General features: G+C 68.7%; 15 protein-coding genes and 1 tRNA gene. 6 read left to right on the top strand and 10 right to left on the bottom strand.

Features of this window, described 5'->3' with window-relative positions:
* Positions 1-56 precede the first annotated feature (56 nt).
* Positions 57-761: a TetR/AcrR family transcriptional regulator gene (locus tag J2853_RS36640; protein ID WP_307565458.1), complete on the top strand. Its 705-nt coding sequence runs from the start codon at positions 57-59 to the stop codon at positions 759-761.
* On the opposite strand, the gene J2853_RS36635 is transcribed toward J2853_RS36640, so the two are convergent.
* From J2853_RS36635 to J2853_RS36600, 8 genes are all read right to left on the bottom strand, one after another.
* Positions 739-1,341 (bottom strand): GTP-binding protein, encoded by a 603-nt coding sequence (locus tag J2853_RS36635; protein ID WP_307565456.1) that lies wholly within the window; start codon positions 1,339-1,341, stop codon positions 739-741. The two genes, J2853_RS36640 and J2853_RS36635, sit on opposite strands and share 23 nt — an antisense overlap.
* Positions 1,322-1,672 (bottom strand): DUF742 domain-containing protein, encoded by a 351-nt coding sequence (locus tag J2853_RS36630; RefSeq protein ID WP_307565454.1) that lies wholly within the window; start codon positions 1,670-1,672, stop codon positions 1,322-1,324. Before J2853_RS36630 ends, J2853_RS36635 begins: the two co-directional genes overlap by 20 nt.
* Complete coding sequence (locus J2853_RS36625; RefSeq protein ID WP_307565452.1) at positions 1,669-2,094, bottom strand: roadblock/LC7 domain-containing protein; 426 nt, start codon at positions 2,092-2,094, stop codon at positions 1,669-1,671. The genes J2853_RS36630 and J2853_RS36625 overlap by 4 nt, the downstream gene beginning before the upstream one ends.
* Entirely contained in the window at positions 2,075-4,453 is a 2,379-nt protein-coding gene (locus J2853_RS36620) for a sensor histidine kinase (RefSeq protein WP_307565450.1), read from the bottom strand. Before J2853_RS36620 ends, J2853_RS36625 begins: the two co-directional genes overlap by 20 nt.
* A 608-nt stretch (positions 4,454-5,061) precedes the next feature.
* Complete coding sequence (locus J2853_RS36615; RefSeq protein ID WP_307565448.1) at positions 5,062-6,396, bottom strand: MFS transporter; 1,335 nt, start codon at positions 6,394-6,396, stop codon at positions 5,062-5,064.
* Between the two features lie 249 nt (positions 6,397-6,645).
* Complete coding sequence (locus tag J2853_RS36610) at positions 6,646-7,737, bottom strand: YihY/virulence factor BrkB family protein (protein ID WP_307565446.1); 1,092 nt, start codon at positions 7,735-7,737, stop codon at positions 6,646-6,648.
* A 441-nt stretch (positions 7,738-8,178) separates the two neighbouring features.
* Positions 8,179-8,252: transfer RNA gene (locus J2853_RS36605), tRNA-Met, on the bottom strand.
* A 262-nt stretch (positions 8,253-8,514) separates the two neighbouring features.
* The gene (locus tag J2853_RS36600) at positions 8,515-9,321 is read right to left on the bottom strand and encodes a class I SAM-dependent methyltransferase (protein ID WP_307565444.1); all 807 of its coding nucleotides are present in this window, start codon (positions 9,319-9,321) and stop codon (positions 8,515-8,517) included.
* Between the two features lie 145 nt (positions 9,322-9,466).
* On the opposite strand from J2853_RS36600, the gene pcaD reads away from it, so the two are divergent.
* From pcaD to J2853_RS36580, 4 genes are all read left to right on the top strand, one after another.
* The gene (gene pcaD / locus J2853_RS36595) at positions 9,467-10,222 is read left to right on the top strand and encodes a 3-oxoadipate enol-lactonase (protein ID WP_307565442.1); all 756 of its coding nucleotides are present in this window, start codon (positions 9,467-9,469) and stop codon (positions 10,220-10,222) included.
* Positions 10,223-10,515: 293 nt separating this feature from the next.
* Positions 10,516-11,583: a DUF2293 domain-containing protein gene (locus tag J2853_RS36590; RefSeq protein WP_307565440.1), complete on the top strand. Its 1,068-nt coding sequence runs from the start codon at positions 10,516-10,518 to the stop codon at positions 11,581-11,583.
* A complete protein-coding gene (locus J2853_RS36585) occupies positions 11,576-11,947 on the top strand; it encodes an MmcQ/YjbR family DNA-binding protein (protein WP_307565438.1) in 372 nt (123 codons plus the stop codon). The genes J2853_RS36590 and J2853_RS36585 overlap by 8 nt, the downstream gene beginning before the upstream one ends.
* 516 nt (positions 11,948-12,463) lie before the next feature.
* Complete coding sequence (locus J2853_RS36580; protein WP_307565436.1) at positions 12,464-13,168, top strand: hypothetical protein; 705 nt, start codon at positions 12,464-12,466, stop codon at positions 13,166-13,168.
* A 72-nt stretch (positions 13,169-13,240) separates the two neighbouring features.
* On the opposite strand, the gene kynU is transcribed toward J2853_RS36580, so the two are convergent.
* Positions 13,241-14,494 (bottom strand): kynureninase, encoded by a 1,254-nt coding sequence (kynU, locus tag J2853_RS36575; RefSeq protein WP_307565434.1) that lies wholly within the window; start codon positions 14,492-14,494, stop codon positions 13,241-13,243.
* A gap of 186 nt (positions 14,495-14,680) precedes the next feature.
* Complete coding sequence (locus tag J2853_RS36570) at positions 14,681-15,847, bottom strand: low temperature requirement protein A (protein WP_307565432.1); 1,167 nt, start codon at positions 15,845-15,847, stop codon at positions 14,681-14,683.
* A gap of 132 nt (positions 15,848-15,979) precedes the next feature.
* On the opposite strand from J2853_RS36570, the gene J2853_RS36565 reads away from it, so the two are divergent.
* Complete coding sequence (locus tag J2853_RS36565; protein ID WP_307565430.1) at positions 15,980-16,522, top strand: VanZ family protein; 543 nt, start codon at positions 15,980-15,982, stop codon at positions 16,520-16,522.
* The last annotated feature ends 11 nt before the right edge of the window (positions 16,523-16,533 follow it).

Below are 16,533 nucleotides of genomic sequence, written 5' to 3'. Positions count from 1 at the left end.
TCATACGCATTATTACCCTATTGAGCGGTCCATCCACCAGTGAGCCAGGAGCGCGCATGCCCCCCAACCCCGGAGCCACGTCCAGGCGACTGGTGGCCGCCGCCGAGCAGCTGTTCGCCGAACGCGGGATCGACGGGGTGTCACTGCGGGAGATCAACACCGCGGCCGGCCAGCGCAACTCGACGGCGCTGCAGTACCACTTCGGGGATCGCGCGGGGTTGCTGAGCGCGGTGCTCGCCAAGCACCATCCCGAGATCGAGATGCGCCGCCACCAGTTACTCGACGAGTACGAGTCACGTGGCGACCTTCCGGAGAGCGAAGCCCGCCGCACCCTGGCGGCGGCGCTCGTGCGGCCGATGGCCGTGAAACTGGCCGACCCCGACGGCGGCCGGGCCTACCTGCGGATCATGGAGCAGCTCGTTCACCGTGTCGGCCCGCCCTCGCTCCAGAGCAGGCAGGCGGACCCCGGCCAGAGCATCAACAGGTGGCGCGAGCTCGTCGCCCCGATGCTCGAAGAGGTGGCCGTACGCCGGCTTCACCAGCGTTTCACGGCCATCCGGGTGACCTACGTCGAGCTGGCCCGCCGGGCCGCCGGGCCCGACGGCAAGGACGACAGGCTCTTCACCAGCCATCTGATCGACGTCGTGTCGGCGGTTCTCGCCACCGAGGTGTCCGAGGAGACCGCCCGGCTCCTCGGGGAGCGCGGGAGCCGCTCCCCCCCCTCGGACGGCGCTCCCCTCAGACGTGGTGCGGGTCCTTGAACGCGCCCCCTACCGCGTAGGTGACCAGCATGGTCAGCACCTCCTTGACCGACTCGCGCTCCCGCACGTCGCAGAGCACGATCGGCGCCACCCCCTCCAGACCCAGCGCCCTCCGTACCTTGACCGGGTCGTGGCGCCGCGCCCCGTCGAAGCAGTTGACCGCGACCACGAACGGGAGTCCGCGCTGCTCGAAGTAGTCCACGGCGGGGAAGCAGTCCTGCAGGCGGCGGGTGTCGGCGACCACGATGGCGCCGAGCGCGCCGACGGCCAGCTCGTCCCACATGAACCAGAACCGGTCCTGGCCGGGGGTGCCGAACAGGTAGAGCCACAGTCCTTCGCGGATGGTGATCCGGCCGAAGTCCAGTGCGACGGTCGTGGTGATCTTGGATTCCACGCCCGAGAGGTCGTCCACCCCGACGCCTCGTTCGCTCAGCAGTTCCTCGGTGTGCAGCGGCCGGATCTCGCTGATCGTACCGACCATGGTCGTCTTGCCGACTCCAAAGCCACCGGCGACGAGGATCTTGATGGCCATCGCCGGAGTGACCGCGGTCACTCCGGGCTCAGAGCCCGCGTATTCCATGCAGCACTTCCCTGTAGATGCGTTCGTCGATCGTCTGTGCCGCCGGCTGCGGCCGGTCGATGGTCACGAGGCCCTCACGCCGCAGGTCACCGAGAATCACGCGGGTGACGTTGAGCGGTAGCTTCAGGTACGCCGCGACGTCCGCCACCGGGGTGGGCCTGCTGCAGGCCGACAGCACGGCGAGATGCTCCGGGACCAGCCCCGCGGGATCGAAGGCGGCGGCCGCGGTCGTGACGATGGCCACCAGGTCGAAGGACTCGCCCAGCGGACGCGCACGGCCACCGGTCAGCCCGAAAAGCCTGACCAGCGGCCCGGGATCCTCTCCCGTCACGGCCTCGGACCATTCCACGCCGGTGCCGGGGCCGCCCCCCTCGGCTGCACGGACAGGTGCTCTCCGACGCGCTTGACCATCAGCGCCATCTCGTAGGTGACCATGCCCAGCTCGGCGTCGTCCGCGGCCAGTACGGCCAGCCGGGCGCCCTGCCCCGCCGCGGTCACAAAAAGGAAGCCGCCCTCCATCTCGATGATGGTCTGCCGCACGCCGCCGAGACCGAAGTGCCGTCCCGCGCCCAGGGCGAGGCTGTGGCTGCCCGCCGAGATGGCCGACAGGTGCTCGGCGTCCTCCCTGGTCAGTTCGCGGGAACCGCCCATGGCCAGGCCGTCGGAGGACAGCACGATGGCGTGCCGTACACCGGGGACCCGTTGCGTCAGATCGTCCAGCAGCCAGCTCAGTTCAGATCTGGGGTCGGCCATCGGAGTGGCCCTCCTTTCCATTCCACGCGTCCAGGTCCTGCGCGGCACGGCTACGGCCCTGCTGCCAGCCCTGTTGCATGGACGACATGCGGTCAAAGATCTCTTCGGGGGATCGGGGGGAAACGTCGCCTTGTTCCTGCGAACATCGCCGGCGTAACTGGGGGACGATGCTGGCCTGCCGTACCCGCACCGGAAGCCCGTCGAGGTCGTCGTCGGGGTCCGAGCCGGAGAGGGCCTCCTGGGAGGACGCCTTCGGCGGGACGTACTCACTCTGCTGCTGGGTCGGGAACCGGCCCGGGGAGAGATCCCCCGCGTGGGTCACGGGCTGTGCCCGTGGGGCGGGGGCCGGTCGCGACCGGGCCTCCGGTGCCGCGCCCAGCGCCCGGACGGTCCGGCCGGTGCGAGCCGCGCCGGTCGCCTGGCCGCTCAGGAGAGACGGGTCGGCCCCGGTGATCTGGGCGCCGACGAGCGGGGACTCGGGTACGGCGAGCAGGGTGGACGGCAGGAGCACGATCGCCGTGACGCCGTCGTAGGGCGAGGGCCGCAGCACGACCTTGATCCCGTGCCGGGCCGCGAGCCGGGCCACGACGAACAGGCCCAGCCGGTCGGTGTCGGCCAGGTCGAACTCCGGCGGCTCGGCGAGCCGGGCGTTGATCTCCTCGACGGCGGAGAGGCTCAGGCCCAGCCCCCGGTCCTCGACCTCCACCGCGAAGCCGTTGGCCGCCGGCATGCCGCGGACGTGCACCACGGTGTTCGGCGGGGAGAAGACGGTGGCGTTCTCCACCAGCTCGGCGATCAGGTGGATCACGTCGGTGGCCGCGCTGCCCACGAGCAGCGGGGCGTGCGGCATGGCGAGCACCGTGACGCGGGTGTAGTCCTCCACCTCCAGCACGGAACTGCGCACCAGGTCGAAGATCGGCACCGGGTCCCGCCAGCGCCGGCTGGGGGCCGCGTCGGACAGGATGATCAGGTTCTCCGCGTGCCGCCGCATGCGGGTGGTCAGGTGGTCGAGCCTGAACAGGTCCTCCAGCGTCTCCGGCTCCTCTGCCCGGCGTTCCATCGCGTCCAGCAGCGTGAGCTGGCGATGGAGCAGGGCCTGGTTACGCCAGGCGAGGTTGAGGAAGACCTGGCCGACGCCCTTGCGGAGCGTGGCCTGGCCGACCGCGGCCTCCACGGCGGTACGCCGTACGTCCGAGAGCGCGTGCATGACCCGGTCCACCTCCGCGGTCTCCGAGGACTCCAGCTCGGGGGCCTCGGCCACGGGGTCCACCTCGTCGCCCTTGCGGAGGCGCTCGACCAGCCGCGGCAGCCGCTCCTCGGCCAGTTCCACGGCCGCGGCCTGGAGCCGCAGCAGCTCCCTGACCAGGGAACGCCCGAACCGGTAGGAGACCAGGATCGACACGACGACGATGAGCAGGCCGATTCCCACGACCAGCACGATCTTCCAGAGGGCCGCCGCCTTGAGAGCGTGCCCCTTCGCCACGGCACGGAGCAGATCCTGCTGCCCCTGCCGCTCAAGGGTGTTCATGACGATCCCGGCGTCCTGGTTCCACGTAGCGGCGTCCACCGGAGGCGCTCCGGTGTGGTCCCAGACGAAGATCCTGTCCTCGGCCACCTGGATCCGCTGGTAGGCGGCGCTCCCGGCGAGCTCCCGGTAGTGCCCCATCAGGTCGGGGCCGATGTCCCGCTCCGCGTTGGTGAGGTAGACCCTGCGGCTGGTCATCGCCGCGACGAAAGCGGTCTGCTCCGCCTGGGTCATCTCACCGCGCACCAGCGCGGCGGTGAGTACGGCGTGCTCCCTGGCCAGGAACTCGGCGGAGGTGATGTAGGCGGTGAGCCCCTGCAGCACGCGGTAGTACGACACGTCGGCGAGCGGCGGCGAGCTGCCGATCTGCTTGGTGGCGACGCTGACGAGCGTGTTGTAGGCCACGGTCACCTGGAGCGGGGTCGCCTTCCCGCTGTCGGCGGAGGCGCGCAGCTCGCCGACCCCGGTCAGGGCCTCCGTCAGGGCGTGGACGTTGGCGGGGGCGATGCCGGCCTCGGCCTGGAGGCCGATGGACCCGATCAGTTCACGCAGGCGCGTCACCATGCGATCGGTGGCCTGGCGCTGAGCCTCCAGCGGCTTGTCGATCGCCGTCCGACCGGCGGCCTGTGCGGAGAGCTGACGTTCCCGCTGGAGCTCGACGATGAGCTGCCGGCCCGGGTCTCCGATTTCCTGCCATCGATCCTGGGTCTGGGAGATGCCGGTGATCGGCGCGACAGTGGAATAGGCGACGAATCCCCATAGGCCGACCAGCGCGACCAGCGGGACCAGGAGAATTCGAAGAATCTTCGAGCGGATCGGCAGGGGGGCGCTCATGCATCTTGTCCAATTCCGCGGGTTCCTGCGCATAGTCGACAGCCGCAGGCGGCGGTCAACCCCGCGGTCGCACGCCGCGACTGGTGCGCGTGTGATTCGACACACTATGCCCATGGGACAGAACGAGCATCAAGCTACTAAAGCGAAAATTAAGGATCGATGTTCGCGGCACTGGCCCAGGATGCCGCCCCGCAAAACCATAAGAAACGGTCAAATCACATCAGTTGATGATATGAACGGATAGTCCTGACATTAAGGATGATTAGCTGTGATTCATCGCTGATCGCCATTCGTCGGCAGGTCGCGGCACGGGGCCGCCGGGCACAGCGAGTGCTTCGGAGGGATCGACCGCCGGTTCACCGGCTTCGGCGGCGCCCTCACAGGGGCGATGGACGGTGGCCGCCCCGGCGGTGGACCCGCCCGTGCGGGACGGTCCACCGCCGGGACGTCGGCCCGGTGACCGGAACCCCGGTCGCAGGCCGGACCGAACGACCGCGGAGCGAGGGCAGGACCCGAACTCGTTCCGGCGGCGCGCGAGGAGGTGCGAACCCCCTCGAAGCCACATGTGCGGCGGAGGGGGAGCACCGTCCTTCAGCGCGGCGCGGATGTCATCGACCGGCCTCCTCCAGCACCCGCCGGGAGTCGCGCTCGAAGGAGCCGCGGGCGGCCAGCGTGATCAGGCCTCCGAGCACCATGGGCACGATGAGGGCGTACATGGCCGAGACGAGCGACCCGGTGCTGTCGGAGACGATGCCGACGATCAGCGGCCCGAACGCCGCCCCCGCCGTCAGGAACACCTGGAGTACGGCGAAGCCGAGACCCCGGGAGGACGCGCCCACGACGTCGGCGAGCGAGGCCGTCAGGTTGGGAATGGCCATCGACATCAGCAGGCTGGCGATCAGCATGAACAGGCAGTACAGGACGATGGTGTCCATCATGAGGCCGACGGCCAGGACGACCGAGCCGATCGTGATGCCTCCGCCTCCGGCCAGGAGCCGGCCGCCCTTGCGCGTCTCATGCCAGATCCGGCCCAGCCGCGATCCGATGAGGGTGCCGCCGAGCACGCCGACGATGGTGATCAGGCCGCTCAGGGAACCGGCCGTGCCGGCTCCGACGCCGAAGTTGCGCACCATCAACGAGGGCAGCCAGTAGAAGACACCGGCCAGGCCCAGGCTGAGCAGCGCCAGGCCGACGGTGACCACGAGCAGGGTGCGGATCGCCAGGACCTCACGGATCTGGCGGACGAACGGCGGCTTGGGGACGGCCTTGGCCGCGGATTCGGCCGTGACGCCCGCCATCATCCGGTCGATCTGCCCCCTGGCGGGTTCGTGGAGCCGCCAGACGATGAGGGCGGTGAGCACGCCGGGGATGACCATGAACAGGAAGGCGGAGCGCCAGCCGAACGCCTCGGCGAGAACCCCGCCGAGGATCGTGCCGATGCCGCCCAGGTAGGTGGTGACGCGGGTCCAGCCGTAGGCCTGGGGCCGGGTGGCCGGCGGGTAGTAGTCCGCGAGCAGGCTGCCGGCGGCCGGGTTGTCGATGCTCTCCGCGGCGGAGAGGAAGACCCGCATCGCGTAGAACATCGCGAACCCGGTGGCCAGACCGGAGCCGAGCGTGGCCAGAGCCCAGAGGAAGACGACGACGGCGATGATCCGGGTGCGGTTGTGGCGGTCGGCGAAATAACCGGCGGGAAGTGAGAAGAGCGCGGCGGCCAGGGCGGAGGCGGTCGGGATGGAGCCCGCGACGGTGTCGCTGAAGCCCCATTCGGCCTGGACCAGCGGCAACACACCGGACAGCAGGCCGAACTCGATGCGATCGACCAGCCCGACCAGGATGAGCACGGCCAGCGGCGCCCACCCGTAGGGCGTGGGGGACTTGAAGTTGATCACCCCGCCACGAGGCGCTCCAAGCTTCAGGCGTTCGGTAGTGGGCGTGTCGACCATTCCCTATCCCTTCCCTCCTGTGGCCAAAATCTAGAATCAGCTTCTAGATCTTTGTTATGGAGAGTGGCACAGATCACAGCGCCCGTAAATGGCCGAAATATCAGAGTTTCAGCATCGGAAGGGGTAAGCGTCCGCCCTCACTACAGACGATCATGCGGCATGAGCGCGCGCACCGCCAGCACCCGGCGGCGCCATCGGTCACGCCTCACCGCCGGGGCTCGTCACCTCGTCGACCAGGGCGTCACTCGGTTACGACGGCGGGGACGACGGGGCCGACGGGGACGGCTGGGACGGCCTCGTCGCGGACAACGGAGACGACAGGGACGGCGACTCCGAGCTCGTCGCGGACAGCGAGGACGACTGGGACGGCCTCGTCGCGGACAACGGAGACGACGGAGAAGACGGCTCCGAGCTCGTCGCGGACGGTGTGGAGGGCGACTCCGGGCTCGTCGCGGACGGCGTGCGGTCGGCCAGGTCGGTGATCCGGCCCTTGGTGCTGGTGGCGGTGAGCGTCGCGGCGAACAGGATGAGCTGGTTGAGAATCTTGAGGAAGACGAGCATCCCGACGGCGCCGGCGACAACCTGGTAGGCGGGGTTGGCCGCGGTCAGTTCGAGGTAGAACTGGCCGATGGTCTTGAGGATCTCAAGCCCGAAGGTGATGAGCAGCGCGGGCCCGAGCACCCGGCGTAGTGACAGCCGCAGGCGTGGCGGCGCACAGAGCAGGGCGATCGCCAGCAGGGTGTTCACTCCGAGACCGAGCACGAAGGCGACCGCGGAGAGGAGCCACTGCGACGACGTGTCCTCGACGCCCACCGTGTGCAGCAGCAACCAGTTCAGCGACGTCTCGGCCGCGAAGGCCACCGCGAGCGAGGCGGACAGCAACAGCCCGAGTCCGGCCATCACCCCCAGGTCGATGAGCTGCCGGACGAAGAACCTGCCCGGATACTCCTCGATCCGCCAGATCGCTCTGATCGCCGAGCGCAGGGCGTCCATCCAGAACAGCCCGGTGAGCGGAAGACCGACGAAGGCGATCGCCCCGGCTGTGCTCCTGGCGTCCTGCAACGCCTGCACGTCCAGCCGGGGAAGGTTCTCCGCGAGGTAACCCTGCACCGTGCGCAGCACTTCCGGGTCGTCCAGGACCTGCCCGATGATCGCGAAACCGAGGAGCCCGAGCGCGAACACCGCGAAGAACGAGTAATAGGTGAGCGCGGCCGACAGGCGCCCGGCGTCCACCTCGTCGTAGCGCACGACGGCGCGTACCAGATGATCCAGCCAGCCATGGCGACGGCGAGCCCGTGACCAGGCCATCGCGACCCGCCCGGTAAAACCCGTGACCATCATGCTCCGAGCTCTACCCGTAGCCCACCGGACTACCGCCACAATGCCGACCTCCGCGAAAGCCGCGCTCAGCTCACCGATCGGAATTGAGTGAGGTCGAGACTATCCGGTCGGCAACAGGGAAACGTCCGGTGACAGCCGGTGACAGCCGGCACTCCTCCCGCCACCGACCGCACCGACGCACCGACGCACCGACCGCATTGTGACTCCCGCGCCGAGCAAGGCGGCGCTCCTGCCGTCTCTCGGAGACGGCGCGAGACGGCGCGAGACGGCGTGAGGTGACTCGTGACCGATGGCCCGAACCGGGGCACGGCCCGCGACCCGTTCTTCACCCGGCCTGCCCGGAAGTGCGGTGAGCGCGGTGAGCGCGGCCGGGGTGGTCGATGAAGGGCCGAGAAATGAAAACACCCGCCTTCCTTCGGGAAGGCGGGTGTTTTCATTTTGTAGCGGGGACAGGATTTGAACCTGCGACCTGCGGATTATGAGCCCGCCGAGCTACCGAGCTGCTCCACCCCGCGTCGATGAAAGGAACACTATCGGATCTTTGAGCTCGGTGTGACATCAACGGACCACGAGTACGGTGAGACCACTCGGAAAACATCGCCTATGAGACCTCTGGCGATGTGCCGCGACGGCTTTTTCGTCACCGATCCGAGGCCACCCACAGCACGAACACCCCAGCCCCACGGGCACGCGACCCGGACGGTCAGGGCCACGGGCGTACGGCACGAGCAGCCCGGCGAGCAGGGGACGACACGGTCCGGCGTCCTCCCCCTCGGCTCACGACGGTCCGCGGGCGAGAATCGAGTGGACGGCGAAGGACGGCGTCCTGAACTCGGGATCCGCCATGACCTCGCGAACCTCCCGGAGCCGGCTCCGGGTCATCCCCGCCTCCAGAAGACGGTCCTCCAGATGAAGGCTGTTGCTGATCAGAAGACCGACCCCGGGAGAGCCCGGTCCCCACATCTCGGTCCAGCACACCGGATCGACCTCGACCAGCCCCGCCTCCTTCATGTCCCGCGCGGCGGACCTGCCCCAGGTCGGATCGCTGCCCGCGGCGCTCAGGACCCGGGTCATGGCGGCGACGTACGCCCCGTACAGGTCTCTCACCCGCGGGCCGAGGGTCGGCGGTGCGACCCAGTGCGTGATGTCGATCTCGTCGATCTGGAGCCACCCGCCCGGCCGCAGCACGGTGCGCAGGCGCTCCAGCACCTGCCGGCGCCGCGGCAGATGGCTCAGCACGAGCCGGGCGTGGATCAGGTCGAACGCGCTCTCCGGCAACGGATCATTCACGATGTCGTGCTGGGCGACGGTGAGCCCGGGACGACGGGGGATGAGACCGGGCTTGATGTCGGTGGCGAGCACACTCCCGGTCGGCGCCACCCGCTCGGCCAGCCACAGGGCCACGCTGCCTCCGCCGGCACCCACCTCCAGGCAGTTCCAGCCATCGGTGACGCCGGTCTGCCTGAGGCGCTCGAACGTCAGGGGATCCAGGAGTTCGGCCAGATAACGGTGCTGATCGACCGAATGGTCCCCATTATTGTCGAATACGTAATCAGGCGTGGTCGCAGAATTAAACCCGATCATGAGCTCCCTTCCAGTTCCGTGCCCGAATGCTAGGCGTTACCCATCAGAGATGTGGCGATTTCCAGCAATGCAGGGGTCCTTATATGTCGAAATCGGCCTATCGGCTAAGCTTTGTCTGATAAAAACTTCTATTCGGCAGGTATGCATGCTGCATTACGAAATCGCCGGTCCCGCTAAGGCGCGACCGATCATGCTTTCCAGCTCGCTGGGCACCACGCTGGAAATGTGGGACCCGCAGATGGACGCGTTGACCGAGCACTTCCGGGTCATCCGGTTCGACCACCGAGGGCACGGGCGGTCGCCCGCGAACGGGGAGTGCTCGATCGCCGACCTGGGCGGTGACGTGCTGGAACTACTGGATCGTCTGGAGCTGCCCGTGGTCTCCTTCGCCGGGCTCTCACTCGGCGGCATGCTCGGCATGTGGCTGGCCGCGCACGCGCCCGAACGGATCGACCGGCTCGCGCTGCTGTGCACATCGGCCAAGCTGAGCACCCCCGAGTTCTGGTCCGAGCGGGCGAACGCGGTCCGCGAGGGAGGCACAGCGTCGATCGCCGAGGCGATCACCGCCCGGTGGTTCACCCCCGGGTACGGCGGGCGGGAGCCGTACATCGCGATGCTCGCCGGCATCTCCGCCGAGGGCTACGCCGCCTGCTGCGAGGCGATCGGGGGCATGGATCTCCGCTCCGACCTCCCCCTGATCAAGGCGCCCACGCTCGTGCTGGCCGGCGCCGACGACCCCGCCACGCCCCCCGAGCACGCGGAGCGGATCGTCTCCGGCATTCCCGGCTCCGTTCTGGCCGTCCTGCCCGGAGCGGCCCACCTGGCCAACGTCGAGCAGCCGGAGGCGGTTTCGCGGCATCTGATCGAGCACTTCCGTCAAGAGACGACGACCGCGGTCTGAGGGCCGGGGCTCAAGGTGCGCCGCCGTGCGCCGAAGGCCCCGCCCGACCTTCCAAGCCGCCGCGCCGAGAGCCCCGAGTCACCAGCGCCGGGAAGCGCACCGAGAGCCCCGGGTCACCACCGCCGGGGAGCGCACCGAGAGCCCCGGGTCACCACCGCCGGGAGGTGACCCCGACCGCCGCGCCGACCCCCCACGCCCCTGATCGCCACGCCCCTTATCGCCGTGCCGAACCCCCATGACCCCCGGCGGCCACGCGGGCCACGGCGGACCGTCGGATACGGCAAGCTGGCGGGGTGAGCAAACTCGAACGCCGGATCGTGGAGGCGGCGGAGGCCGCGCTCGCGCAGCGGAAATTCGTGACCGCGCTCGACGTGCTGACCGGGGTCGGCTGGCTGTACGCCAGGCACGTGGACGTCTGGCGGCAGGGCAGGGCCCCCGTGCTTGAGGAGCTCGCGGCCGTGGACGGCGCCAAGATGACCGACGCGGTGGCGATGCTCCGGCGCTGGGCGCTGGCCAAGGGGCTCACCCCCAGCGAGACCCCGTACGTCTCGGGCGGCCGCGATCGCGGGGAACTGCGGTTCGTCTCCGACGGGGACGACAGCGCCTTCCGGACCCACTGGGTCTCACCGGATCTGAGCGAGGCCCGGCGGCGGCAGCTCGCCGAGCGGCAGAGCAAGGCTCCCGACCTGATGGTGGTCGAGCAGCCGAAGGGCTGGGAATGCGCGGGCTGCGGCGGCACCGGCCCTTACCTGATCATGGAGAGTGCCGGACCGCACTGCCTGACCTGCGCGGACATGGATCACCTGCTCCTCCTCCCCGCGGGTGACGCGGCGCTCAGCCGCCGGGCCAAGAAGGAGAGCGGGCTGGCCGCCGTGGTGGTCCGGTTCAACGCGCGGCGCAAGCGTTACGAGCGGCTGGGCGTTCTGGTCGAGGAGAGCGCGCTGGAGTCGGCCGAGGAGCGGTGCCTGGCCGACGAGGAGGTACGGCTGCGCCGCCGGGAGCGCGACCGGGAACGGCGGGCCGGAGAGGACGTGGAGTTCCAGGACAGGATGGCCGTGGAGATCACCCGGATGTTCCCCGGCTGCCCGCCCGAACGGGCCGAGGAGATCGCCCGGCACGCCGGCCTGCGGGGCAGCGGCCGAGTGGGCCGGACCGCCGCCGCCAAGGTGTTCGACGAGAACGCGATCACGCTGGCCGTGGTCGCCTCGGTGCGGCACCTCGACACCGACTACGACCGGCTGCTGATGTCGGGGGTGCCCCGCGCCGAGGCCAGGGAGCGGATCCGGGCGACCATCGACCGGGTGCTCGATCGCTGGCGGACGAACGTCGGTGCCCCGGGGCACAATGTGCCGCATGGATAAATGGCGTGAGGTCCGTCAGACGCTGCGCGAGTTCGCACTCGGCCTGCCGGGGGCCTACGAGGACCATCCGTGGGGCGAGACCGTCGTCAAGGTCAACAAGAAGATCTTCCTGTTTCTCGGCGTCGAGGAGCCGACCGAGAAGTGGAGCCCGAGCGCCGGGGTGAAGCTGCCGGAGTCAGGTGGCCACGCGCTTGCCGCCGAGGGCGTCAAACCCTCGGGGTACGGGCTCGGCAAGGCGGGGTGGGTGACGATTCCGCTGATGGGCGAGCTGCCGGAGACCGAGGTGCTGCTCGACTGGGTCGAGGAGAGCTACCGGGCGATCGCGCCCAAGAAGCTCGTCGCCGAGCTCGACGCCACCGGTTGACGCTCCGCGCATTCCACTCACCTCCCGATCAAGTCGGGCTTTCCTCACCTATCACTTCATTGCCCTAGGCGTGCGGAGAGCTACAGCGCCGGAGAAAATACCGTAGATCAACTGAATTCACGAAATACACGATTAACCCAGGACGATTTCCCGCGGGGCCGGGGCTCGTCACGCGCTCACACCCGAACACATTCGGCGGAATCGGGCGTGAGCAACATGCCCATAGCCAGTGACCGGCGACCAATTGGCGTCACCGTCTCTTAACCGGTGCTTTCCCTGTCAAGTGGGCTCCACATCGGCGTGGCGTCACAGAGCCGACTCATTGCGACTGTAAGTATCTATATTGTCACGCTGAGTCGCCCGGCCCATGGATATGGACCGTGTTGCGGTCAATGGGTTAGTCGCGGTCACGGGCCGCGTTCCGAAAGGAATGGTATTTCTATGTCCACGCCTAATTCCCGAACGGATTCCGCGAACACGCGTATCCGGCCGAAGGACGGCCGGTCCCACAAGGGTTTGGCGACGTTGACCCTGGCCGGCTCTCTCTCCGTGACCCTCGCCGCCACCCTGTCTTCATCCGCCGGCGCATCCCAGCGCGACAACCTGCTCTCGTCCGAGAGGCCGGCGCTCACCCCGATCGTCTCCCGCCTGCAGCCGCCTCCCACCGCGCCTCCCACGGCCGCGCCCACCGCCGAGGCCACCACCACGACGGGCAGGCACAGAAGGTTGTGCAGGCCGAGGCTCTACTTCAAGTTCCACTCCGCCCAGCCGAAGAACTTCTTCGTCCCTCGCACCCGCTTCATCGACGGTCCCGGCGGGGAGATGAACGTGTCGGTCAACCGGCAGCACCGCGTGTACGCCGAGATCGAGCTTGAGCGGGAAATCAATCCCGAGGTGGAGAGAAACACGGAGATCACCAGGGACGACGTGGTCCGCGCGGCCAGACGGCTGTTCCGGATACGAGACATGGACAGCCCCCTGCTCGCCGAGGAGTACATCGTCGAGACCGGGCACCAGTACACCCAGCCGATCACCAAGGGCATGTACGGCAACATGTGGTACCGCGTCTTCGGCTACAGGCTCGGTTTCACGGCGTGGCGCAGGATCACCACCTGCGACGTGCGCAGGGTCACCGCCGGAATAGCCAACGTCCCGGCGAGGGTGGAAGGCTGGAAGTACTGGGAGACCAAATACCCGATGTTCCGAGGACGCCGACTCTGATCCGTCCCGTACCGGCGAACCCCCGGAACGGGTGTTTTTCGCCGGTACGGCTTCACGGACGGAACGCCGTCCTCAGGTGACGGCGAGGCGCCGCTGATACCGCTCGTCTCGCCAGTGCTCCTTCTCCAGCACCTCGGCCAGGGTCGCGGCCGCGTCGTAGACGTCGGCGAACCGGATGTAGAGCGGCGCGAAACCGAACCGGAGCACGTCGGGAGCGCGGAAGTCGCCGTGCACGCCGCGGTCGATCAGGGCGCGCATGATCGGATAGCCGTCGGGGTGGCTGAACCCGACCTGGCTGCCGCGGCGCCCGGGATCGCGGGGCGAGACCAGCGTGAGGCCGTACGGCGCGCAGAACTCCTCGACGAGCTCGATGAACAGCGAGGTCAGCGCCACGCTCTTGGCTCGCACCTCGGCCATGTCCACCCGCTCCCAGATGTCCAGCGCCGCGTTGAGCGGAGCGTAGGACAGCACGTGCGGGGTGCTCACGGTGAAGCGGCGGATGCCGTCGGCGGGGCGGAAGCCGGGCTCGAACGCGAACGGCGCCGCATGACCGTGCCAGCCGGTCAGCATGTGCTCCGCCTCGGCCTGGTGGCGGGGGTGGACGTAGATGAACGCGGGGGCTCCCGGGCCGCCGTTGAGATACTTGTACGTGCATCCGACGGCGAAGTCGGCCTCGGACATGTCCACCTGCATGGCTCCGGCGCTGTGGCACAGGTCCCAGATCATCAGCGCGCCCGCCGCCTGGACCTGCGCGGTCACCGCGTCCGCGTCGTGGCGGACTCCCGTCCTGTAGTCCACCTGCGACAGGAGCACGCACGCGACGTCGTCGGCGAGCGCGCCCGAGAGCACGTCTCCGAGGTCCTCGCCGTCGCGGAGGTCACGGAGGTCGCGGATCTCGTAGCCGCCCAGCGCCTTGACCAGTCCCTCGACCATGTACCGGTCGGTCGGGAAGCTGGCCAGGTCGGAAATGATCACGCGGCGGTCCCGGCGGAGACCCAGGGCGGCGGAGACGGCCTTGACGATCGCGATCGAGGTGGTCTCGCCCACCACGACCTGGCCGGGACCAGCACCGATCAGCGGAGCGAGCCGGTCACCGGTGGTCAGCGGCAGGTCGAACCAGCCGGAGACGTTCCAGCCGGAGACCAGGCGTCCTCCCCACTCCTCCTCCACGGTCCGCGTCACCGCGGCCAGGGCGGCCTTCGGCGGGGCGCCGAGGGAGTTTCCGACCAGATAGATCGTCCCGTCGGGAAGGACGAAATCATCCCTGAAGTGCTTGACGGGATCGTCGACGTCGAGTGCGACGCACTCCGCGCGGCTGATGGCCACAGATCATCTCCGGGGTAGACGCTTACCAATCCTTCTATCATCCTGTATCAGCACATATCGGAGTATCGGGTGGTTATGGCGCAGGATTCCCCGCGGCAGGCCGGGTCCCGGCGACGCTCCGCCCGGCGACCCCACCGGCCGAGGTCCGGCCGGCCCCCGGGACGTGACGCGTGTGAGCATCGACGGTCAATCCGGGTCGCCTTGGGTGACCTCCACGGCGAAGACGGCGCCGACCATGATCAGAGCGGTCAGCTCCAGCGGCAGAGGCGTGAACACGACGAGCAGCACCAGCAGGGCCGTGACCGGATACGAGGCGCTGAGGGCGGAGCGGGGACGGTGCGGCCGGATGTGCACGAACCAGACGCTCAGCAGGAAGAGAGCGACCGGAATCGCGACGGCCCCCCTGACCGCCATCACGGAGAAATCGCTCAACGGGCCGACCTTGAGCGCGATGATCGCCGCGAGCCCGGCCCCGGAGGCCGCGATCGAGGAGAGGACGAAGTAGTGGCCGTAGCTCCAGACGAAGGCGTGGCGGTTGTCGTGGAGGAGGCGACGGGCGGGCGGGACGTTGCAGAGCCACCACATCGAGCACACGAGGGCGAACCCGCTGAGTCCCCCAAGAAACAGGACGGAGAAGGAAGCCCCGGCCGCCATCCCCGCCCTGAACGCGATCGTCGAGGCGAGCACCGTCTCGCCTAACACGATCATGGTGAAGACCATGTGACGGTCGGCGATGTGGCGCGGGTGCCAGGGCGTGATCCGTTCCCGCTCGGCCCACCATGGAATGGCCAGCTCCACCGCACAGAGCAGGACGAACGCCACCGCGCCCCACACCCCGGGAACCGCGAGGCGAGCGATCCAGAGGATCTGGACCCCGGCGATGCCCACGGCGAACCGCAGGGCCGCCGGACGCATGCCGGGGTCGACGGCCGCCACGCGCAACCACTGGCCGGCCATGGCGAACCGCATGATCGCATAGCCGCTCACCGCGATGCCGGAATCCCCCGCGAAGGCCGGTGCCACCCCGGCTGCGAGCACCAGTGCCCCGAACATCTGCACGAAGGCGGAGACCCGGTGGATCGTGTCGTCGTTGTCGAAGGCGCTTGAGAACCACGTCCAGCTGACCCACGCCCACCAGATGGCGAAGAACACCGCCGCGTAACCGGCCACGCCTTCCAGCACGTGGTCCTCGACGATCGCGCGGTGGAGGCTCTCCGCCGCCTGCCACACGGCGACCACGAGGACGAGGTCGAAGAAGATCTCCAGCGGGGTGACCGTCCGGCGAGGCTCATGTGGATCACGGCCGGACGTCGCGCCGGGATGCCGAGCCGGCCCGGCGGGCTGATCGCTCATGCATGCACCCCCTGAACGCGTGTCGGCCTGTGGGACCCGGATTCCCCGGGCGAAAGGACCTTGCTCGGAGGTCACCTTCCCGTAACCTCAGGCCCTCCTCGAAGGAATCCTTTATCCCGCCATAATTAGCCCATGCAACAGGCATGGTATGTGTGGGGAAATATCATTATTTCGGCTTTTCTGGCGATACCGGTGGCCCTCATAGGTATTTACCTTCTCACCTTTCATCGCATCCGAAACGGATATCCGTTCCCCGCCCGTACCGCCGTCGCCGATGTGGTCATGGTGATCGGAACCGCCCCCTGGCTGTGGATGATCCTCACCCCGGGAAAGGGCGAGGCGGGCCTCAGTCTCATCCCGTTGAAGGACCTTTCAGCGATGCTACAAGGGCCGGTCGAGACGGCCTTCGTGCAGGTGGGAGGCAATCTCCTGGTCTTCGCCGCACTCGGCGCGATGCTGCCCGTCCGTTCGGCGCGGTTCGCCTCGCTCGCCCGGATCGCAGGCGTGGCGGCCGCCGCCTCACTCACCGTGGAACTCCTCCAGTACGGCCTGCGCCTCGGCCGGGTGAGCTCCGTCGACGACGTGTTGGTCAACACGGCGGGTGCCGCACTGGCCGCGATCGTCACGCGCCGATGGTGGGTCTCGCGAATAGCGGCTAGGACCGTTCCACGATAACGGACTGAGAA

The sequence above is a fragment of the Streptosporangium lutulentum genome, from assembly GCF_030811455.1.
In the GTDB taxonomy this organism is placed as follows: Bacteria; Actinomycetota; Actinomycetes; order Streptosporangiales; family Streptosporangiaceae; genus Streptosporangium; species Streptosporangium lutulentum.
Note: the sequence above shows the minus strand (reverse complement) of the source record. Positions and strands in the feature narration are given on the sequence as shown.